This window comes from Halobiforma nitratireducens JCM 10879 (genome assembly GCF_000337895.1).
GTDB classification, from domain to species: domain Archaea; phylum Halobacteriota; class Halobacteria; order Halobacteriales; family Natrialbaceae; genus Natronobacterium; species Natronobacterium nitratireducens.
In genome coordinates this window covers 44,956-66,629 of sequence record NZ_AOMA01000003.1, presented here as the reverse complement: position 1 = coordinate 66,629, position 21,674 = coordinate 44,956, and the positions used below count along the sequence as shown (strand labels likewise).

Sequence of the window (21,674 nt, the reverse complement as noted above, 5' to 3'; positions counted from 1 at the left end):
GCGGATACATAGATGTGACGGCATCGGCGGATTTGATCCCCTCCTCGGCACCGACTCCGCCATCGAGAAGGTGGGTTTTTGGCCGTGCCTCTCTCCCACACAGCTATGGCCGAAACCGCGACCACGACGACACGAACCCTCGCCTTCGACGGCCGTATGGGCGCAAGCGGCGACATGATCCTCGCTTCCCTGCTCGACGCCGGCGCTGATCCAGCCGCTCTCGAGGCTGTAACCGACGAGCTAGCACTCGAGTACCGGCTCGAGGAGACAGTCAAGTGTGGCATCGCCGCGACGAGCGTGGACGTGTTTTTGACTGAGGATGACGGTGCCGAAGGGAGTGGCGTCCAGGGGCACGAGAACGAGCACGAGCACGAACACGGAGACGGAGACGGACACGAACACGAAAGCGACCACTCGAATCCGGACCACGACCACGATCACGATCACGGAGACGACCACAGCCACAGCCACGACCACTCGAGATCAGCCGACCACAGCCACAGCCACGATCCCAACCACGGCCACAGCCACGATCACGACAACGACGCCACCACCCGCGTCCACGCCGAAGGCCGCGGCCCCCACCGAAGCTACCTCGAGGTCCGCGAAATCGTCGAACGGATGGCCCTCCCGGAGGCCGTCGAACGCGACGCGCTGGCCATCTTCGAACTCCTCGGGGAAGCCGAGGCCAGCGTCCACGGCGACGACCTCGCGGAGATCCACTTCCACGAGGTTGGTGCCGACGACGCGATCGCCGACGTGGTCGGTGCCGCCACGTTGATCCACGACCTGGACGTCGACCGGGTCGTCACCACGCCGCTGTCGACCGGCGGCGGGACCGCCGCGATGGCTCACGGCGAGTTTCCCGTCCCGACGCCCGCGGTCGTCGAAATCGCCGAACGTGCCGACTGGTCGCTCCGGGGTGGCCCCGTCGACGCCGAACTCCTGACGCCGACGGGCGCGGCGATCCTGGGTTACTACGCCGACGGGGTCGAGTCGCTGCCGTCGCTCGAGATCACGGCTTCGGGGTACGGAGCCGGAGGCTACGACCTCGAGCCGCATCCGAACGTGCTGCGAGTGCTCGTCGGCGACGGTGGCACGGGCGAACTTGTCCGGGACGATATCGCGGTGCTCGAGACGAACCTCGACGACGCGACGCCGGAGGTACTCGGTGGACTGCAGGAGACCCTCTCGGACGTGGGCGCACGAGACGTTTCCGTTCTGCCGGCGACGATGAAGAAATCACGTCCCGGCCACCTCGTGAAGATCGTCTGTAAACCCGAAGACAGACGCCGCGTCGCCCGGGCGCTGGCCGAGGAGACGGGCACGCTGGGCGTGCGAGAGGCCGGGGCGACCCACCGCTGGATCGCCGAGCGGTCGTTCGACACCGTGGACCTGGAGTTCGGGGACGAAACCTACGCGGTCACCGTGAAAGTCGCGACCGACACCGAAGGGACGGTGTACGACATCAGCACGGAGTACGAGGACGCGAAACGCGTCGCCTCGAGTGCGGGGGTGCCGATCCGGACGGTAATAGAACGAGCCGAAGCGATCGCAACGGGGATGTGGTCCCAGGATGGCATCGACGACGCGTAAGGCCCCGTATTCGCTTCTCGTCGCGGGTCGTTTTGTCACTCTCTTGGCGACTACTGCTACCGATGATGGACCGTCTGACCTGCATACTCGGTCGCACTCGATGGCGACTGGGTACGTGAAGCTACGCGGAGGAACCGATACTCGTACGCTAATAAAACGAACGCTCATCTGTAGAAGTCAGTACTCAAGATTTTCTCGAACCAGTTGTCGGTGTTGAGAGTCAAGCTGAAGAAGTTCAAATAGCCCTGNCGCTCATCTGTAGAAGTCAGTACTCAAGATTTTCTCGAACCAGTTGTCGGTGTTGAGAGTCAAGCTGAAGAAGTTCAAATAGCCCTGTAAGTGGTGTTTTGAGACCCCTCGGAACCTTCGCAACCAGTTGCGAAGGAAGCTATGTCGGTTCTCACAGCTATTCGTGTGAGCGTCACCGACGACGTAGTGTTCGTCGTGATTGATGGCGAGATGGCCATCAATCTCGTCGTACTCGTCGATTCCATCGTAGATGGTGTACTGATCTGTGCAGAGGATTGCTGAATCGTCTTCGTCGCCGTATTCAANTTCTCACCAGCAACCACGTAGACCTCGTCGGCTTCACAGACACCAGTGAGGTCAAACTCTGGATCAGCATCAAGAGCGTCTTGGACTTCATGCACGAAGTCCAAGACCGTCTTGTACGTTCGATCAAGCTCTTGAGAAGTCTGTTCTGTCGTGGACTCTTCCATCTCCCGAATAATGTAGAACATTTCCGGGAGTGAAAGCTGGTGCCCCGAAAAAATAGTCTCAGTTAGATCGTTGAAAATGCTGTCACAGTTGTGACAGCGGTAGCGTTGAGCGTCTTTCCTCGTCGTTCCTTTCTTGATCGTGTCCGCACTGCCGCAGTGCGGACACGTCACCTCATCTGGCCATCGCTGTTCACGGAGGTACTCCAGACAATCCTCCTTGTCAGGCAGAAAAACTTCGTTGACGCTCTCTCTGCTGACCATCTTGAGACGAGTTATGTATTTCGTTGACAAAAGAAGTACTCATCGATACAGATGAGCGNACTTCGTTGACGCTCTCTCTGCTGACCATCTTGAGACGAGTTATGTATTTCGTTGACAAAAGAAGTACTCATCGATACAGATGAGCGAAAACGAAAAGAGGATGGTTAAATTACGCTATTCCGACGGGGTTATGTGTCTTCCTAGAGGTCTCCAACGGAGATGTTGCCATCGAATTCGATGTCGGTCTCGACACCGACACCGACGTTGTCACCGGATTCGGCGGACGTGGTGACGTTGCTGACCTCAGCGTTGTTGGTCTGATCGACATCCTGGGCCTGGTTCACGTCAGCAGTAGCCAGGTTGGCAGCGTACGCACCGCCGTCGTCAGTCGCACCGGCAACTCCGGCAGCACCACCCTTCTGCTGGCCAGCGGCCAGAGCACCGCCGTTGGCACCGTCGTTGAGGGCGATGGCGTCACCGGTCTGGGCCTCGGCAGCGCCTAGCTGTGCGTTGTTGTTCTCTTGGTTGATGTCGATGTCAGTCGTCGCAGTTGCGTCGCCGGTCGTCTGGTTCCCGATGTCGACATCGACCAGTTCATCTTGTGCCGCAGCAGTTCCGGCAAACCCCATGAACATGAGGCTCCCGATCAGTGCTACCGTCAGTGTAAGCGTGAGTGCGCGTTTCATGGTTTGATCGTTGATCGTAAGGCACGCATCACACGGGCGGACCGTAACGAGACCGTGGCCCACGACAGACCAGCGTCTCGTCGGGGTAGGTGCCGCCATCTCCCCTATTCTCCCGCTGTGACGCGTTGCCCAGTCGCCACTCATCACGGAGTGTTACTTGAACCCGAACAACGGTTTCGGCAGGAATTGGCCCATTAGCCCGTCTGAGGGTCGGGTTTAGTTGTAATCGGAGAGTGTGTCCTCCCGATGAACGAACCCCCCAGATCGGTACGAAAAGCGTATACGCACTGTTTTACCCAATTACGTCGGTTCCAGACCGGGTTCCGTCACCGAAATATAGTCTGAACACCGTCGAGCAGCCATCGAGCGACCGGGTTACGCCTCCAATCTCTCGTTCAGCTAGCCGATACGTAGCGACACGGACCATGGAAGCAGGCAGTTGGGACGCGAGTCGGCCTCGAGCCTGCGGACAGAGCGACCGACACGGCGGTTTCCAGCTGTCGGTATCCGAAGCCTGCGATTCGAAGCCATCGGTTTCGCCCGGGGTACGCTCGAGATATCGAGAGTAGGCCGTTTCATACCTGCATCAACTGACAGATAACAAAGTCTGTCATCGGGATACGAAGGTTCACGCCGTGGAGATGCAGAAACAAACGACTCTCACGGCTCAAGTCAAACGAATCATGACCAACACGACGACGATACGTTCACAGTGTACGACGGTTCTTATGGCCTGTATAGTCGCGTTAGCGATGGTAGCCGGCGGTGCACCCGCGGTTGCCGCAGGTGACGACGCGAAAGCCGGAGACGAGTCGATCCACGCGCTCGAGGACGGCGAAGAGCTCTACCTGGTGTTCGGTGCCGATCTCGGCGAGATGACTCTCGAGGAGTATATCGAATCCCACGCGTCCGGTGACGCCGTCGCGGACGCGGAAGTCACCCAGTATCAGGACGTCGACCAGGTGAACATCAACCAGATGGCGAACGCGACCTCCATCTCGATCGACGGTGGTGAAGCCACCGCGATCCAGGAGGCGACCCAGCAAAACGACAACGTCCAGTTCGGTGACGCGTCCGCCTCGAGCGTGGAGGCGACCGAGTTCGAGGACGTCGGCACGGTGACCGTCGTCATCGGCAACGGCGATGGCAAGCACTTCGACGGCTGGGGCGTCGCCGACAAGAAAGGCGACAAGGCTGACATCGACCCCGACCAGGCGGCTGACGCCGAGGTCACGCAGGTCCAGGAAGTCGGCCAGCTCAACTACAACGAGCAGAACGTCGCCTTCGCGATCGCCGAAAACGAGAGCGAGGCCATCGCGATGCAGTACTCCGAGCAGGCAAACCAGAACCTGCAACAGGGCGTCGCTAACGCCACCAACGTCTACATGGGCGGTGGCGAATTCGACGACCAGTCCGCCCAGGCCTCGGTCGAGCAAGGGCAGTCGACCGACCAGATGAACGTCAACGAGCAAGACGGTGCAGTCGCGATCGCCGTCGGCAACGAGAGCACGGCGACCGCGATCCAGTTCACCGAGCAGACGAACCTCAACCAGCAGATCGGCGAGGCCGACGCCGAGAACGTCATCTCCGCGATGCCCGGCATGAACGTCGCGACCGCCGGCTTCGACGGCGACAACGGCATCGTCCAGACCGAAGAGACACTCGAGAAGCTCCACAGCGAGAAAGACGACAAGGACAAAGAGCACCACAAGAAGGGTGGCGAGGAGATCCAGACCGCGACCTCCGAGGTGACCCAGGAGCAGGGTGCCGAACAGCTGAACGTCAACCTGCAAAACACTGCACTGGCGATGGCGACGAACGGTAGCGACGCCACCGCCATCCAGATCTCCTACCAGCAGAACATCAACGCACAGGTCGGGTTCGCCGAAGCCCTGAACGTCTATGCCGGCCCCGGACACGTCCACGACGGCGTCATCGCTTCCGAAACGACGAGCGTGAGCCTCGGCGGTGACGAGGTCGAAGGCGTCTCCGGTATCGCCTACGACTACGACGCTGCACAGACCAACGATGTCGAGCAACACGCCAGCGCGCAGATCGAACAGGTGCAGTTCGTGACCCAGGAGAACGTCAACGAGCAACAGGCCGCCATCGCCGTCGCCGACGACGAGGGCAGCGCCGACTCCGCGCAGTTGACAATCCAGGAGAACGAGAACGTCCAGTTCACGTCCGTCGCCGCGACGAACGTCTGGGCCGCTCCCTAACTGAACCAGTTCGAGACTGCAGTTCGGCGTCGACGCTCGTATTCGATTTTCTCGTTTCTTCCGTTCCTCGGCCGGTGTCTGGTCCGATTGAACGGTCCGCAGTTTGGCTACTGGGCCCGTAAAATAGCAACTCTCTCGGTGTTTTCGATCCGTCTCTGTTCGATGGTGTACGTTGCCTGCACTGGTGAGGGTCACCGAAAACTCTCGTCGCCACTGCAAGTCAGTGCACACCTGATCGCCAGATCGATCGGCGATCAGTATCGGCATCGTTACGGTCGGTATACTGTCGGCGGGGACTGCCTGGTCCGGCTGACCGTCACCAAGCAAGTGAGGCGGGACGACTCGAGAGCGGACTGGTCGGCGATACAGCGATTCGCTCACAAAAGAAGCACCGAGACACATGACGGTCGACCTCGCTACGGCCGGGTTCGTCATGCTCGCCGCGGGATGGACTGTTCGCTTCCGGTCGACATCGAAAACAGGCCAAAGCGGGTGCTCCCGACGGTGACGAAACCGCTCCTCGAGTGTATCGTCGGGCACCTCCTCGAGACAGGGAGCGAGAACCGAGTCGTCGACGATGGACGACGCCGGGGCTACTCGTATCGACCCACCACGAGGTGTCGATCACGTCAGTCACTCGGGAGTCGTAGTTCGAAACCGATCACGCGCCGTCGGTGGCCGAAGACGCCGTCGACGGAGCGGTCTCACATACGATGACTGGATCACAGACTGCTCGAACGTTCGAGAGATCGTCGGACCTGTAGACCGGCGACGAGGCTGCAGCCGGCCAGGAGCCGCCGGAAAACGGGCCGGCTCCGTCCTCCGTCTTCGGGGGACTGGTTCGGACAGCTGCTCAGTGGCTCCTAGAGGCCTCAGAGCCAGCCGGTGTCGGCGAGCGCGTCGCCGACCGTCTCGGTGATCTCGCCGACGAGGGCATCGGTATCGACGTCATCGTCTGGTCCGGCTACCACCGTCTCGCTCTCGTCTGTAACGGTCGTTTCGTCAACGATGTTGGTGCTCTCGTTGATGGCTTCGACCTCTTCGACTACTTCGCCAGTCGTCTCCGTCACTGTCTCGTTTTCCGCCGCCACTACACCGCCGGTCCCGATAGCCATCGCGAGCATACTCACCGCGATCGCGATGACTACCAAGCGCCGACAACGCGGTACTCGAGTTGTGCTGGACATGTGTTTGCTCCCCTCCGCGGGGCAGCGGGACATCGATAGGGTCGGGTATAACCGACTGCAATCGTTCGGTCCGAAAACACGCTATTGTGGCACTGTAAGTGGCGCTTTGGCGGTCGTTCGAGCGGGCCTCGAACGACGGATCGGTCTCCACCGGGAGGATAGCTCGAGTCGGCCTCGAACGCACAACCAGCGGCGAAACGAGGGCATACCGTTCCGGACTCGGATGACGTAATGAGCCCCAGCGTCGAGATTCGAGGCGAAACAGGCTCCGGAGTCGGACTGTGCTTATAACCGGATACCGTCTTGTACCCCTGCGTACGCATAGCTTAACCGGTGAAACAGAGGTATTTCTATCGCTATTGGCGGGGTCGAATGCGGCCGGATCGGTACCGAATCAGGACGACCAGTTCGCGATCCTGACGGTCCCACACCTATGAAAAACCGTTTTGAGGCGGGCTCTGGTGGCGTCGGCTATGAACCGACGCATGCTCCTCCGGTACGGTGGGGGGACTGGGATCGTCGTCTTCGCTGGTTGTCTCGGTGCATCGTCGAACGACAACGAGGACAACGACGAGGATACGGAATCAACGGTTACGACGACCGATGGCGGGAACTCGTCGGACGAGTTCGACGGCGAACCGAACGAAGCCGTCGACGACGGGAGCGGTAGTGACGGTGGCAGCGAGACCGGAAACGAACACGACAGTGGCGACGACGAGGTTACGCTCGCGGTCGACGATCCAGACTCGGTCGCGGAGCTGTCGATCGTCGCCGTCGACGACCACGATCCGTCGGCCATCTCCGGGAGACACGCGATCGTCGTCGTCAACGAAGGGGACACGCGGGAGTTCGACGTGACACTCGAGCGCGACGGGAACAGTGTCCTGTCTGGCTCACAGACGCTGCAAGACGAGACGGTCCTCGAGATCGGAGTATCCGAACCCGGTACCTACGAGACGGACATCGAGACGGACGGGATCGATGCCGAGACCGCGATATCGGTCACCGAATCCGACTGCAGTGAGTCACGCACGGAGATGCGGTTCGGGGATGGTGGAATCGAGACTCAGACAGCAATTAGTTGTTGAGAGACCGACGACCGAGGACTGCCGGGAGCAGGTCCAGTGTATCGCCCGTCGGAGCGATTCGTATCACACAACGCATAACACATCGCATTACGTACAACTGCCACGTAATCAGCAACATGCACACGTTCGATTTCTCGGTTACTGCCGTCCTCCGGTCCCCGACCAGAAAGATGACGCCGAAAGCTTGGGAAGGCAACTTGCATCCACGTACTCGGAGGAGGACGTGTATCTATCCGCCGTCTCGAACTGGGAACGGACGCCGCCGTAATCCACTCGGGTTTGGCTACGGCACTCCCCAGTATCGCCAACGCAGGTCCGGCAGCCGACCGAACGGAACCGCAGGAACACAGTCGAGCCAGAACCGCTCGAGCGAAGGAGGTCACCGATGGAACTGATCGACGAGGACGGGAACCTGTTCGGCGTCGTCAACGTCATCGACGCACTCGTCGTCCTCCTGTTGCTGGCCGTCGTCGTGGCGGGGGTCGCACTCGTGACGGGCGGCGAACCGAACGAGACGGCGACCGAAGACGGCGAAACGGGGTACGCGACGGTCGAACTCGGGCAACAGCCCGACTACGTGATCGATCGGCTCCGAACGGGCAACACTGCAGTTCTCGAGGGTACCGGTGAGACGGTGACGGTCACCGACGTCTACGTGACGCCGTTGGCCGCCGGGGAGACGAACGAAACCGTCGCCGACGGGGAGAGAAGCGCCGAAGCGAACAACGAAACGACTCGAACCATCGACGCTGTGGCAGACAGCGTCGTCCAGCCCCACGTCGTGGTCCGACTCGAGTTCGAGAACGTTGGAGTCGGCGGGGACGAAAGCCGCGAGGAGTTCCACGTCGACGGTGACCCGCTCTTGCTCGGCGACGAGCGCCAGCTCGACATGGGCACCTACCGGACGAACGGCACCGTCACCGACCTCTCGTTCGAGGACCCGTCACTCGGCATCGAGGAGTCGACCACCACCGCCGAGGTCGAACTGCGAAACGTCAGTCCGGGCGTCGCCGGCGCACTTGAGGAAGGCATGACCGAGACGGTCCGGGGGAACACCCACGCCAGGATCGACGCCGTCGAGGAGGAACCCGCGTCGGTCGTGCTCGTAAGCGACGACGGGAACATCCACGAACGTGAACACCCGCGGAACCGGGACGTGACGCTGACCGTGGAGCTACGGACCCAGGAGTCGACGAGCACAGCTCGTTTCCGCGGCGAGCCGGTCCGGATCGGCTCGAGTATCGTGCTCGACTTCGACACGCTCGTCGTCGAAGGTGACGTCGTCGGCGTCGAGTGACTCGTCGGGCAGGCGTCGTGATTGCGTCGAGCGGTCGGTCCCGAAGTTACGACGGTGATTGGCGAGAGACCGCTCCGGAGATGGGGTTGAAACGGGGGACGATTCCCACGGGCTGGGAAACCACCCGTTATACATGGGGTTTTGAAACCTACTCTCGAGCGAGAACGCCACACAACCCCAAAATCGCTGGCGTTCAGTTACGTATGTCCCGAACGACCGCCACCGCCGTCGAAAACCAGCGGCCGGAGGAAAGCGAGCACACTACCGCGGCCCCGGAGCGGGAGCAGGGGCAGATGCGAGAGCGGGCAGAGCGGGAACCGGAACCGGAACGAGCACGCTGTCCCGAATGTGCGGGCCGAATCCGTCCCGACTCCGATCGCGGCGAACGCGTCTGTGCGGACTGTGGGTTAGTGTCCGACGGCGACGAGATCGATTACGGTCCCGAGTGGCGCTCCTTCGAAGGCGAGACGAGCGATCGAAGCCGCGTCGGCGCACCGATCACGGAACGGAGACACGACAAGGGACTCAGCACCACGATCGGCTGGGAGAACCGGGACGCCTACGGAAACACGATTTCCGGCGAGAAACGAGCACAGCTGAACCGGCTTCGCACCTGGAACGAACGGTTCACGTCGAAAGACGCCCGAGAGCGCAATCTGAAACAGGCCCTCGGCGAACTCGAACGCATGGCCTCGGCGCTTGGCCTCTCCGAGCCCTGTCGGGAGACTGCAGCGGTGATCTACCGCCGCGCCGTCGAGGAGGAGTTGCTCCCCGGTCGCTCGATCGAGGCGATGACGACCGCTTCGCTGTACGCTGCCGCCCGCCAGCAGGGTACCCCGCGGACGTTTTCGGCGTTCGAATCGGTCAGCCGCGTCGACGACGAGTCGACCAAACGCGCCTATCGCTATCTCTCGAGCGAGCTCGAACTCGAGATCGCCCCGCCCGAACCCGAGCAGTACCTCCGGCAGTTCGCCTCCGATCTCGCGGTCAGCGACGAGACCGAACGGCTCGCTCGAGACGTCCTCGAGGCGGCGAAAGCCGAGGAGTTGCACATCGGCAAGAGCCCGGCGGGGCTCACTGCGGCCGCGATCTACGCGGCCGGTCGGCTGACGAACGATCGAGTAACCCAGGAGACGATCGACGAGACGACCGGCGTGAGCAAGTTCACCGTACGGAATCGGTATCGGGAGCTGCTCGAGGCGTACGGAATCTACGACGCCGACGAGGCGGGTGCCTGAGAGCGATCCGGCCAGTGGGAACGGAGTGCGAACGCGACCCCCCTACTGGAGAGGCCGGCGAACACGCCGACGCTGACCGATCCCGCGGCACCGATCAGGGAGTGGGATGTCCGCACGGAACCGAGTCCGAAACCGGGTCCGTACCGCCGAACGGCTCGGGAAACCAACCGGAGTCGATCTCGGTGGCTACGCTCGCTCGTCCTGCTCGGCGTCTCGGAGTTCGACGCGGCGGATTTTTCCGCTCGAGGTCTTGGGCAGTTCGTCGACGTACTCGATCCGACGCGGGTACTTGTACGGTGCGGTCTCCGCCTTCGTGAACGCCTGGAGTTCGTCCGTGAGTTGCTGGGTTGGCTCGTAGTCTTCGGCGAGGACCACGTAAGCTTTGACGACGCTGCCACGCTCTTCGTGTGGACTCCCGACGGCGGCGGCCTCGGCGACGGCATCGTGCGCGACGAGTGTATCCTCGACTTCGAAGGGACCGATTCGGTAGCCCGACGAGATGATGATGTCGTCGGCCCGCCCCTCGAAGAAGAAGTAACCGTTCTCGTCTCTCGAGGCCAGGTCGCCGGTCCGGTAGTACTCTCCGGAAAGAGCCCGCTCGTCGAGATGCGGGTTCTCGTAGTAGCCGTCGAAGATCGCCGGCGAGTCGACCGGGACCGCGATCTCGCCGATCTCGCCCGGTTCGACCGGTTCGTCCTCGTCGACGTCGACGATCGTCGCGCCGACGCCGGGCGTCGGCTTGCCCATACTCCCGGGTTCGACATCGATCCCGGGATGGTTCGCCACGAGTGCGACCGTCTCCGTCTGTCCGTAGCCGTCCCGCGGGGTGACGCCCCAGGCCTCCTCGATGCGCTCGATCGGCTCCCGGTTGAGCGGTTCCCCAGCCGAGAGCGCGTCCGTCAGCTCGACATCGTAGGCCTCGAGATCGGCGTTGGCGAACATACGGTACTGGGTCGGAACCGCACAGAGTCTGGTGACGCCTTCGGTTTCGAGGACCTCGAGGAACGCATCGGGTTCGAACTCCCCGTCGTAGACGAGTTGCGTCGCGCCGGTCGTCAGCCCGACGCCGACCGGGCTCCAGAACCACTTCGCCCAGCCCGTCCCCGTGGTGGCCCACAGCAGTTCCGACTCGAGGTCGGTCTCCTCGTCGATTCCCCACCAGTACGGCGCGTTGACCGCATTGAAACAGTACATCCAGCGGTGTTTGTGGAGCACTGGTTTGGGCTGGCCGGTCGTCCCGCTGGTGTAGTTGATCGACATCGGGTCCGCGGCCGCGAGGTCGGGACCGTCGTAGGTCGTCGGCTGGCCCTCGGTGACGGCGTCGAACGTCTCCCAGCCGTCGTTCCGGACGGTGTCCGCGTCACCGTCCAGGACGATCACACGCTCGAGTGGCGTGTCCGCGATCAGGGGTTCGACCATGTCGGTGAGCGACTCGTGGACGACGACGGTCGAAGCCGCACAGTCTTCAGCACGGAACGCGACGTCGTTCGCCCGGAGCATCGCCGAACACGGGACGAGGAGCGCGCCGACGGCAAGCGCACCTAACTGGATCGCGAAGGCATCGGGATGGCGCGGGAACAGATGCATCACCCGGTCGCCCCCGACGACTTCGACATCCCCACTCGCGAGCACGGCTGCGACGATGTGCTTGCACGGAACCGTATCGTCGGGACAACTACACTCACCTTGGACGTAGCTTCCGTTCGAAAGCGACACCTGTACCTCGTACGTCGAGTTCCCTGTACGGTCGCCCAGAGCTGTTGTCGTCAAGGGCCCTCCGACTCCTGTCGCCTGTCGTGCCCACTGACGACCACTCGAGGGATGGACCCACCAGTAGCCGACCCTCGAACAACCGCGTGCGTGGTGGATAGGTGGTCTCCTGGAGCGGTCGATGGCCCCTCTCGAGGCGTACGCTGACCCCACTGTCCCCGGTCACCCGAGGACACCAGCTGTCACTGGCTGTTACTGTTCGTCTCCCGTTGTCTCGCCAGAAATTGTTGCAGCAGTTGGGAGTCCGAGCCGCCGTTCGGTGTACTCGAGGCCGTTCTTGCGTTTGGTCCGTTCGTGAGCGGCCAACTGATGATTCGAGAGAGCCAGCATAGAATCGATCACTCTTAAGACCAGCTTTTTCGCGTATATGTCGCTCACTGCGGATTTCTCCCCCGCATCGTGGAACGTGCAATCTCCTCGCGATCTAGTTTGATTTCTTCGAGAACGTCGAAGCGATCGGCGGGGACAATATTTGTATACGATGCAAACAAAGTACACAATATGGGGACGATCTCGACACGAGTGCCAGACGATCTCGAGAAAGAACTTGAACAGTATCTCGAAGAAGAGCGATTGGACCGGAGTACAGCCGTTCGAAAGTTCCTTGCGGAGGGATTAGCCGAATGGCGCCGGGAACAAGCGTTAGAGAAACTCGCTGCTGGCGAGATAACGGTCACAAAAGGGGCCGATCTCGCAGGAATGTCCGTCTGGGAGTTCACTCAACTCGCACACGAACACGACATCACGTGGGTGTCTCGAGACCATCTCGAATCCGACCTCGAGGAGTTGTGAGTTCGAATGTGGGTTTTTGATGCGACGCCACTCATCTATCTCGCGAAGGTCGATCAACTGCGGATTCTTGCACATCTCGAGGGAGAGCGGTATATTCCTACCCGCGTGTACGACGAAGTCGTTACAACCGGTCTCGAAGAAGGATACCCCGATGCGCGTCGAATCGAACACTGTGTCAGTGACGGACTTTTTGAGGTTATTTCAGTTGAGGAAACTGAGCTCACCAAGCGATTACGCCACAATCCGAATTTGAGTGAGCCAGATATTGCAGTACTGGCCTGTGCGCATTCCCGCGACGGGATTGCTGTAATGGACGAAGCGTACGGCCGAACCGCTGCGGAAGTTGCGGATATCGAGACGAAGGGAACGGCGTATCTCGTTTTGCTGGCTGCGAAAAGGGGCGATCTGTCTGTCGCTGAAGCCCGCGAGACGATTGACTCAATCATGGAGGCGGGATGGCACTGCGCTCCCGATCTCTATGCGAAACTGATTCGGAAGTTGGAGCATCTCGACGCGTAAACTACTGAACCTTCTCGTCGATCCACAGGCCGAGACGGAGAGCAAAACGCTCGAGGCCTCTACTCCGGTCCAAGACATCTGAAATTGTCGCACACGACCAGCCGTCGACGAGTTGCTCCAGCAACGACGGTACACTCCAGTGACAGCTGTTGTCGTCAGGGGTCCCTCCGACTCCTGTCGCCTGTCGTACCCACTGACGACCACTCGAGGGATGGACCCACCGGTAGCCGACCGCCGACCTCGTCCATACGGGCGAGTTGCTGGACCGGCAGGAGGTCGCCGTAGGCGAGCGTGGTGTCGTCCCCGTCTAGCGGGTCCGCACTCTCCGATAGTCGGTAGTAGGCCGCGCCGTCGTCCGTGGTGATGCGCTCGAGGCGGCCGTCGGGAACGAACTCGGCACGCAGGTGGGCTCCCTTCTCGAGTTCGCGGGCCTGGAGTTCGGCGAGTCGGTCCCTGTTGGTACTCGCCTCGTTGCAGGCCGCCTCGGCAAGACTCTCGAGGCGGGCCCGATCGGCCTCGAGATCGGCGACTCGGTCCTCGAGCTCGGCCGTGCGTTCTCGGTACTCGTCTCGCTCGGCCTCGAGTTTCTCGATTCGGTTGTCTTTTGCTTCGAGTTCGGCCTCGAGCGTGTCGATGCGCTTTGTGAGGGACCTGGTGGTTTCGCGGAGGTGCTCGAGTTCGTTCTGGAAGGAGTCGAGGTCCGTGGTGGGGGTCCGGTCGTGATCGGCGGTCTGGTGGTCGGCCGGGTTACGCTCCATCGTCCTCACCTCCCGACTCCGCGTCTGCGTTCGGCTCTGGAGGGGTGTGCGATCGGTCCTGCTCCCACCGCTCGAAGGTCTCCGGGTCCGGCCCGCGGATCGACCGCGAGCCGTTCCCCGCACGTGTCGAAGGATCGACAGCCGGGGCGTCGGCCGGCCGGTCCCGCTGTGTGTGCAACTCCCGTTCGACGGAGTCGACTTCCGCGCGGATCTCCCGGAGGTGTCGCGCCAGCGGCCCCGCCTCGAGATTCTCGTCGTCGCGGATGTCCTCGAGTAGTCGTCTCGCCGCGCGGTCGATGGCTGTGAGCCGATCGTCGTACAGCAGGGTTTCGGTGGTCGTTTCTCGAGTCGATTCCGATCGGTCGGGGGTTTCAAGTCCCCGTGAATGGTCGTTTGCCATGGCTTCCGTAGCGTGGTTACGGGAGCTTCTCGCGGACTCGGTGTCTCCACCACCGGGTCGCGATTCACTTCTGGATCGTCGCTAGATCCGTTACCCGTTGTCTAGTAAAATAATTCTCAATGACATAAATCTATGCTTTGCATCTTTTTAAGGATGTAATAGACATCTATACCACTGCTTCAGTGTAGATTGATAGAACTCCCTTTCGCAGTGCTATACAGATGCGAAAGCGTGCCGAGTGGATGACGCGGGCAGACGATGAGATTCTCGAGTACCTCGACACGCACGGTGCTGGCACACCAAAATCGATCGCAGAGGAGATCGATCGGAACAACGACTACATTGGGGTTCGGTGTCGGAAGCTCACCTCGTATGGATTGGTAGAGAAACCCTCGAGAGGGTACTACATCCTCTCTGAATCGGCCGAAGCGTATCTCGAAGGGGATCTCGATGCGAGCGAACTCGAACAAAACAGTGAGTCTTCTTCCTGAATCTCGTGTTGACACCCGATAGTTGATTTCGAACTCTTACAGAGAATGCGCCCTCGACCAGAGTGGATGTCGCTAAAAGACGGGCTCATCCTCGAGTTCCTCGCCGAGCACGACCTCGAGTTGCCAGCGAAGCCACTCTATCGAAACTTGAATCGGCACGGGCACGAAATCGGGTACTCGACTGTTCGTCAACGACTAGGAGAACTGGAAGATCACGGACTCATCGAAAAGGTCGACGACGCAGGCTACTATCAACTCACCCCAATGGGTGAGGCGTATCTGGCGGGAGAGTTAGAGCTAGAAGAACTTGAAGACTCAGAGGACTAGTACTACCCCGTCGGTTTTGGTCAAATCCCACTGACGAACACAGTCCAGAGCATGGTAATTTCCGACGTACCAACCTAATTGCTACTCGGAGACCAACGGATATAACACCGACTGTATGAATCGAACATACGATGACTGACGGGGAGACGATCAGTAGACGTGAGCAATTGCGCGCACTCCTCCGTGTCGCGCGATATCGCCCCAAACTCGTAGTTGCGATTATCGTTGGCGGTGTCTTTGCCGCGTTGTTAGAAGGTGTCGGACTAGGTTTCATCATGCCCATCGTGGAGATCGTCCAGTCTCCCGGTGATCCAACTGCGGAAGCCGATGGAGTGATGCAACTGTTCGTGATGGCCTACGACTTTCTTGGGATTCCGTTTACGCTCGGGCTCGTGGTTACCGGCGTGAGTGCTGTGCTAGCCGTACGATGGACGATGACGTTCTTCGTTCGCTGGATGCGAGAGGCGCTGGTGATCGACTACACGCGTGAGATTCAAAAGCAGGCGTTCGACAATGCACTCGACGCACGGATCGAGTACTTCGACCGCGAAGGTTCGGACGACATCCTGAACGCGATCGTGACGCAGGCGGAGTACGCTGGACGAACGATCAAGTACGTCGTAGACTTGATCGAACAATCACTCCTCGCTCTGATGTACCTATTCGTTGCGCTCGTTCTCGCCCCATTTCTCACGTTGTTCGCGCTCGTGTTTCTCGGTGGGTTTACCGTACTATTTCGGTACGTCCTCGAGCCAGGATACGAACTCGGGAATCAAGTCGCGGAGGCAAACGAGCGACTACAGGAGGCTGCACAGGCCGGCACACAGGGAATTCGTGACACCAAGCTCTTCGGACTGAAATCGGAGTTGTACGACGACTTCCTTACTTCGGTAAACAGCTTCGCCCAATCGAGCATCAAACTCCGACGTAACGAGCAAGGTATCAATAGCTTCTACAATCTGCTGACCGCAGTATCCGTCTTCCTGTTGATCTATCTCGCGATCACCTTCGCCGAGATGTCACTCGGCGCGCTCGGCGTGTTCCTCTTCGCGATGTTCCGTCTTGGTCCGAAAGCCAGCCGTGTGAACAAGCTCGTCTACAAGGTGGAAAACAACCTCCCACATCTAGTTCGGACTCAGCGGTTCCTCGACGAACTCGAGGCGAGTCGAGAACCCGAGACTGCGGACGAACCCGTCCCGGCGGAAATCGAACACGTCGAGGTCGACGCTCTGCACTTCTCGTATCAAGGTCAGGACGACGAGGCCCTCTCGGGGATTTCGCTCGAGTTCGAGAAAGGCGAGTTTATCGGATTCGTCGGCCAATCGGGAGCTGGAAAGTCGACGATTATCTCCCTGCTGGCGCGGATGTACGAGCCCGACTCCGGAGAGATCCGGGCAAATGGTCGATCGATTCACGAAATGGATATCGACGGGTGGCGTTCGAAGGTCGCAGTCGTGCAACAGGACCCATTCATCTTCAACGACACACTCCGGTACAACCTGACCATCGGGAATCGGGACGTGAGCGATGGGGAACTAGATCGTGTCTGTGAGATCGCGAAGGTAGACGAGTTCCTCGAGGACATGCCAGACGGCTACGAAACGCAGTTAGGTGATGATGGCGTTCGGTTGTCCGGCGGGCAGAAACAACGGGTGGCACTGGCTCGAGCGCTGTTGAAGGATGCGGAGGTATTGATTCTTGACGAGGCGACAAGTGACTTAGACTCGAATTTGGAACGGCAAGTGCAAGAATCTATCGAGGATATGGATCAGGAGTACGCGATGGTCGGAGTTGCACACCGACTATCAACAGTCAAAAACGCTGACAGAATATATACTGTACATGAGGGCAAAATAATCGAAATCGGTGAACATGGAGAACTCATTGACAGCGAAGGACAATATGCTGAGCTATATAAGATACAGTCGGAAGAAGTGTAATAAATGTGTGAAGGGAACGGCTATTAGACGATATTACTTATGAAAGGACAAGAACGGCCACCAAAATGAGAAGATTACTTGGGCATGCCTGGGGAGAGTATGCGAATGTAATTGATTCAATAATTAAGCGACAAGCATGCATGCGTGGAGATCCGGAGCCATCGGCTATAACGTCGCTTAAGTACGTCTCTCCGAAAAGGATCAGCTATTATTCCAATAGAGAATATGAGAATACGAACTCAATAAAAGACGAGATCGGTTCAATTTGTTCAGGTGAGTGGGACTGTGGTACGATTCGGCCTGTTTGCGGTATTGATGATGAAGACTGGAAAGCAGAGGGCCTTAACGATTATATCCATAAATCCATCCGTGAAAGATACGTATGCGGAAAGAAGTGGAAAAACACTCCTGCTTACCAATATGCACTTAGCCGAATTAATACTGGGTCTCCGACTTGGCATGGGTCTAAAAGTAAAAAAGAACTCCAGAGAAGATGTGAAAAGCTAGATGATCTATACGAATCCATCCAAGAAAAAGGATTGTTATCAAACCGTGAACTAACCAAACGAGGTCGAAAGTTACCCCGACCTGTTTCGAAATGTCGCCGGGGAGAAATACTTGTTGACAGAGGGAGAAACGGCCAATTATTATTTGTAGATGGCATACACCGACTCTGTCTCTCAAAGGTACTTAATATTGATTTGATTCCCGTTCAGATAGTTACTCGTCACCCGAAGTATTATGAGTAATTCATTATTTTCTACCAGTGCCATGCTGACGAGAGCTGAACTACACCAGCTTTAAATACACAGAAATATAACGTACATTATATGAAAATATTGCTCATTAGGACATGGAAGCAAAATATCGGAAACGCGGTTATTGAAAAAGGCACACGATCTCTTATTAAAGAAGCTTTCCCCAAGTCAGAAGTCATTGAGGTTAGTGCATATCCAAACTATATTTCTTCGCGTATACAATCAACGTCTGGATTTATAAGCTCAGCTGAAACAGAAATCAAATCAATGGTATCCAACTCTGATTTGCTATCTAAACTGCTTACACCAGTGCATGACTTGTTAGTTAAGAAGTCACAATCACCAACTGGAGCACAAACACCCACTAACCCAGATATCCCGACATGGATAACTAATTGGGAAGAAGGAAATACGGATCTTTCCAATATAGCGAGTCTTATTGATTTTGACCTAGCTGTTCTGCCAGGGTGTGTATTAGGTGGGGGATTGGCAGTTTGCAAGCCGATTCTCCGCGATCTCCAAAAGAGAAATATTCCCATATTCCTTGTCGGTGTTGGTGGTGCTGACTACGACAAAGGAACCACTGATTACGTTCGCGACTATTTAGATGATATTGTACCCGCAGGCATAATAACCAGAGATCCTGAAGCATACAGAAAGTATCATGATATTGCACCCGAAGCGTACTCTGGAATTGATTGTGGGCTATTTATAAATGATTGGCACTCGCCACCTTCTGCAAACAAGACGTTTATTGCTACTTGCTTTGATAAGATACAAGCACCGGAAATAAATACACAGACCACGGTTCTCAGAACTAATCATGGTCCATTTCGAAATCCAGGGATTGGGTTTTCAAATAGAATAAGCGCTTTGTTTAAATCAAATTTCTATGAGCCAATAAAGGAGGACTTCCTCTCGTCAGAAAATGCAATTATTTCCGATTGTTTAGAAGATTATTTATTCGTTTATAGTAACACAGAGGTAACCTACTCCGACCGCATCCATGCTTGTATACCCACAATATCATACGGGAATGAGGCTGCGTTCTACTTTGAAACTCCTCGAGCGAAACTCTTTGAAAACCTCCATGATCGAGGAGTAGTTTCAAAATCAGAGTCAGGTAGTATAATGGTTCCAAATGAAAGAAAACTAGAAGAAGAAAAGAACAAACAAGTAGGGGAATTTAGTCGGATGGTCAGTGAAGACGTAAGTATATAGGACAAGGTAATAATTTCGATACTAATTTGCTGTAGACCAGCACTAGATTTCTGTTAACCCAGGTCAAGGTCTCATTAAGACCAATATAAGTTCTGTTCGATCATCAACTCATATTTCATAATATTACTGTGGGAGAGGTCATCAGGACGGTTATCTAATATGTTTAGCATCAGCTATTCACTATATTAGATATTGATTGTTTGTACTTACCTAATTTTGAAAGTCCAATTACTGCAACGGGTTTCCACCATATTTGATGTTTAATTGATTTTCTGGCGTATTCTAGGGCCTCCGGAAATTCCTCACGTATCTGGTGGTGGCGTGACTTCGAATAGTAAGCCCTACTATATATACTATCTGATAGACCTGAGATATTGGGATACTCAGTCTCAATTATTTTTGCCAGTTTCAATCGCTCTTGATACCAAAGTTTGTGATCTCCATCATTAGAAAGACTCTCATCATGCTTCCTAACCGTAACAATATCTGGACAAAGACAAACATCAGATTGCAGTGCTGCTTCAATCATAAAAAGATGATCCTCAAACCTTTCTAGTTCTGTTCTGAACTGTACATCAACCTTATTGGTGTCTATAGTAACTGACGAGGTTGGGCAAGATATTGACTCATTTATCCTGTTTGTAATAAAAGTGTTGGAGTCTTCGGGATTTCCTTCTACAGACAATCCTGCACCCGTATTTTCCATCGCCGTTAACTGCTCTTCTAATTTATTCGGTTGCCATAAATCATCAGCATCTAAAAATGCGATATATCTTGTGTTTGCCTGTTGCATTCCTTTATTTCTAGCCCAAGATGGACCCCGCTTCTCAGGGTCCTCGATAACATGTATTTCGGTTGGGACAGATTGTTTTTCAACGGATTCTATTGCATCTTCTAGCATTAATCTAGGAGTGAACTCTTCACAATACGGTATTATTACAGATACAACGTTGGACATAGTCATGGGCTCACTTTCCTAATGTAATGGGTCTATTGGATTCACTAAGGTTTTTATTGTTAAGTGATGGCTCTTCTAGAGCAGACATGTCATAAAGGATCAATATTCACTCTACTACATCAGAAAGCGTGTAACGGAACTTTCCCGACATAGATGCTCCAATTTGATCCACATACTCAAAATCTACTATCGTATCGTCGCCTAGTAGTGATCGCGTTTTTGCCACAATAGTGTCAGTGGTCTCCTGCGGTGGTTCACTGCCACTAACTACGATACGATACACCACTCGATTCGCCGCAGTCTGCTGGATCTGGTACTTTTCCACCCAGGGTTCGTGATACAATAGCTTCCGAAGATATCCAGGGTACACCAACTCACCGTCCGTCGTTACGAAGTGGTCGGTCACCCGGCCCGTCACGGACTCAATCACCGGAAACGGCAACTCACAAGAGCAGTCCGACGCCGCCGTAACAGCCATATCACCGATCTCGTACCGAATCAACGGCATCGTGTAGTTCGTCAGCGGAGTGATCGCGAGCTTTCCTTCTTCCCCTGGTGCAACCGGCTGTCCCTCGTCGTCGACGATCTCCACGTAATGCGTGTGGCTGAACACGTGCAACCCCTCCTGTTCCGGACACTCACACGCGACCGTGCCGACCTCTCGAGACCCATACTTGTCCAGCACGGTCGTCTCGAACGCATCCTCGATCACATCGCGCATCGGCTCCGTGAGCGTCCCAGCCGTCGAGAGGATGCCGTTCGGGGAGTGGACCTCGAGATCTTCCTCGAGAACGAACTTCGAGAGCTCGTGTATCGACTCGGCGTAGGCCTCGATGTCGGCTGGTTGAATATCGTTGATCGCCGCGACGTGCTCGCGCATATCCGATTCGCCCATACGATAACTGTTCAATACGTGCCGATTCAACACGCGATCCGTGAGTTGGTCTTTCAAACTCTCGTCTTCGCCACTGATATCGCTGGCATCTCCCCAGAGTTTGACCCAGGGCTCGCCCAGCTCGCGGCCAGCAAAGCGATGGTAGAGGTGTTGATTCCCTTTCGCCCACGCGAGGTACGTACTGTCCTGCAAGAACTCGACCGGCTCACCCGTCGTTCCACCAGAGGTGTTCGTATAGACGCCGTCCCCAGGATCGGACGACTCGAGTCGGTCCCCCTGCTCTCGGAGCACTGCTTTGGTGAGGAGCGGCAGTTCAGAGAACCGATCTAGGTGGATGTCTCTCCCCTCAACGACGCCCGCTTCTCTCAGCACTTCGGCGTAGTACGGAACCGTTTCCGCAGCGTGTTCGAGCAAGGTCGCTAAACGTTGCCGCTGAAACTCCTCGAGTTCGGAGCGTGACAGCGTGCTGAGTTCGCGGACTCGCTGTGATTTTTCGAGTGCCTCGGGACGGGCGACCCGAAAAGCAGCCTGTGCCAGGAGCGACCGTCCGA

The 21,674-nt window shown here is 57.2% G+C and carries 19 protein-coding genes and 2 pseudogenes; 12 read left to right on the top strand and 9 right to left on the bottom strand.

What is annotated here, in order from left to right; translation table 11 throughout:
* Positions 1–105 precede the first annotated feature (105 nt).
* The gene (gene larC, locus C446_RS00415) at positions 106–1,596 is read left to right on the top strand and encodes a nickel pincer cofactor biosynthesis protein LarC (protein WP_006671060.1); all 1,491 of its coding nucleotides are present in this window, start codon (positions 106–108) and stop codon (positions 1,594–1,596) included.
* A gap of 252 nt (positions 1,597–1,848) precedes the next feature.
* Here larC and C446_RS00410 read toward each other — a convergent pair.
* Positions 1,849–2,576: pseudogene (locus C446_RS00410) on the bottom strand (IS1/IS1595 family N-terminal zinc-binding domain-containing protein).
* A 200-nt stretch (positions 2,577–2,776) separates the two neighbouring features.
* Positions 2,777–3,262: a hypothetical protein gene (locus C446_RS00405; protein ID WP_006671058.1), complete on the bottom strand. Its 486-nt coding sequence runs from the start codon at positions 3,260–3,262 to the stop codon at positions 2,777–2,779.
* A gap of 752 nt (positions 3,263–4,014) precedes the next feature.
* Here C446_RS00405 and C446_RS00400 point away from each other — a divergent pair.
* Positions 4,015–5,484 carry a hypothetical protein gene (locus tag C446_RS00400; RefSeq protein WP_049919952.1) on the top strand — a complete coding sequence of 490 codons (1,470 nt, stop codon included), beginning with the start codon at positions 4,015–4,017 and terminating at the stop codon, positions 5,482–5,484.
* Between the two features lie 872 nt (positions 5,485–6,356).
* Here C446_RS00400 and C446_RS00390 read toward each other — a convergent pair.
* Positions 6,357–6,635, bottom strand: coding sequence for a hypothetical protein (locus C446_RS00390; protein WP_006671055.1), 279 nt, complete (start codon positions 6,633–6,635; stop codon positions 6,357–6,359).
* Between the two features lie 509 nt (positions 6,636–7,144).
* On the opposite strand from C446_RS00390, the gene C446_RS00385 reads away from it, so the two are divergent.
* From C446_RS00385 to C446_RS00375, 3 genes are all read left to right on the top strand, one after another.
* Entirely contained in the window at positions 7,145–7,759 is a 615-nt protein-coding gene (locus C446_RS00385) for a hypothetical protein (protein ID WP_152419329.1), read from the top strand.
* 385 nt (positions 7,760–8,144) lie between these two features.
* A complete protein-coding gene (locus C446_RS00380; protein ID WP_006671053.1) occupies positions 8,145–9,056 on the top strand; it encodes a DUF4330 family protein in 912 nt (303 codons plus the stop codon).
* A gap of 203 nt (positions 9,057–9,259) precedes the next feature.
* Positions 9,260–10,294, top strand: coding sequence for a transcription initiation factor IIB (locus tag C446_RS00375; protein WP_006671052.1), 1,035 nt, complete (start codon positions 9,260–9,262; stop codon positions 10,292–10,294).
* Between the two features lie 186 nt (positions 10,295–10,480).
* On the opposite strand, the gene C446_RS00370 is transcribed toward C446_RS00375, so the two are convergent.
* Together C446_RS00370 and C446_RS19720 are read right to left on the bottom strand one after the other, a co-directional pair.
* Complete coding sequence (locus C446_RS00370) at positions 10,481–12,064, bottom strand: AMP-binding protein (RefSeq protein ID WP_083861034.1); 1,584 nt, start codon at positions 12,062–12,064, stop codon at positions 10,481–10,483.
* Positions 12,065–12,256: 192 nt separating this feature from the next.
* A pseudogene (locus tag C446_RS19720) lies at positions 12,257–12,439 on the bottom strand (hypothetical protein); the annotation flags it as partial.
* A gap of 126 nt (positions 12,440–12,565) precedes the next feature.
* Here C446_RS19720 and C446_RS00365 point away from each other — a divergent pair.
* Positions 12,566–12,856 (top strand): UPF0175 family protein, encoded by a 291-nt coding sequence (locus tag C446_RS00365; RefSeq protein ID WP_006671049.1) that lies wholly within the window; start codon positions 12,566–12,568, stop codon positions 12,854–12,856.
* Between the two features lie 6 nt (positions 12,857–12,862).
* Positions 12,863–13,375: a DUF3368 domain-containing protein gene (locus tag C446_RS00360; protein ID WP_006671048.1), complete on the top strand. Its 513-nt coding sequence runs from the start codon at positions 12,863–12,865 to the stop codon at positions 13,373–13,375.
* A gap of 155 nt (positions 13,376–13,530) precedes the next feature.
* Here C446_RS00360 and C446_RS00355 read toward each other — a convergent pair whose 3' ends face one another.
* Together C446_RS00355 and C446_RS00350 are read right to left on the bottom strand one after the other, a co-directional pair.
* A complete protein-coding gene (locus tag C446_RS00355) occupies positions 13,531–14,133 on the bottom strand; it encodes a hypothetical protein (RefSeq protein ID WP_006671047.1) in 603 nt (200 codons plus the stop codon).
* Positions 14,123–14,533: a hypothetical protein gene (locus C446_RS00350; protein WP_006671046.1), complete on the bottom strand. Its 411-nt coding sequence runs from the start codon at positions 14,531–14,533 to the stop codon at positions 14,123–14,125. Before C446_RS00350 ends, C446_RS00355 begins: the two co-directional genes overlap by 11 nt.
* A 242-nt stretch (positions 14,534–14,775) precedes the next feature.
* Between C446_RS00350 and C446_RS00345 the strand changes: the two genes are divergently transcribed.
* From C446_RS00345 to C446_RS18340, 5 genes are all read left to right on the top strand, one after another.
* Positions 14,776–15,024: a helix-turn-helix domain-containing protein gene (locus C446_RS00345; RefSeq protein WP_204365904.1), complete on the top strand. Its 249-nt coding sequence runs from the start codon at positions 14,776–14,778 to the stop codon at positions 15,022–15,024.
* A 66-nt stretch (positions 15,025–15,090) separates the two neighbouring features.
* A complete protein-coding gene (locus C446_RS00340; RefSeq protein WP_006671044.1) occupies positions 15,091–15,351 on the top strand; it encodes a winged-helix domain-containing protein in 261 nt (86 codons plus the stop codon).
* Positions 15,352–15,482: 131 nt separating this feature from the next.
* The gene (locus tag C446_RS00335) at positions 15,483–17,291 is read left to right on the top strand and encodes an ABC transporter ATP-binding protein (RefSeq protein WP_049919941.1); all 1,809 of its coding nucleotides are present in this window, start codon (positions 15,483–15,485) and stop codon (positions 17,289–17,291) included.
* Between the two features lie 65 nt (positions 17,292–17,356).
* Complete coding sequence (locus C446_RS18345) at positions 17,357–18,040, top strand: ParB N-terminal domain-containing protein (protein ID WP_152419328.1); 684 nt, start codon at positions 17,357–17,359, stop codon at positions 18,038–18,040.
* 81 nt (positions 18,041–18,121) lie between these two features.
* Positions 18,122–19,270, top strand: coding sequence for a polysaccharide pyruvyl transferase family protein (locus C446_RS18340; protein WP_152419327.1), 1,149 nt, complete (start codon positions 18,122–18,124; stop codon positions 19,268–19,270).
* A gap of 169 nt (positions 19,271–19,439) precedes the next feature.
* Here the strand turns inward: C446_RS18340 and C446_RS17710 are convergent, their stop codons facing one another.
* Both C446_RS17710 and C446_RS00330 read right to left on the bottom strand, forming a co-directional pair.
* The gene (locus C446_RS17710; RefSeq protein WP_083861033.1) at positions 19,440–20,234 is read right to left on the bottom strand and encodes a glycosyltransferase; all 795 of its coding nucleotides are present in this window, start codon (positions 20,232–20,234) and stop codon (positions 19,440–19,442) included.
* 100 nt (positions 20,235–20,334) lie between these two features.
* The gene (locus C446_RS00330; RefSeq protein WP_152419326.1) at positions 20,335–21,537 is read right to left on the bottom strand and encodes a phenylacetate--CoA ligase family protein; all 1,203 of its coding nucleotides are present in this window, start codon (positions 21,535–21,537) and stop codon (positions 20,335–20,337) included.
* Positions 21,538–21,674: the final 137 nt, after the last annotated feature.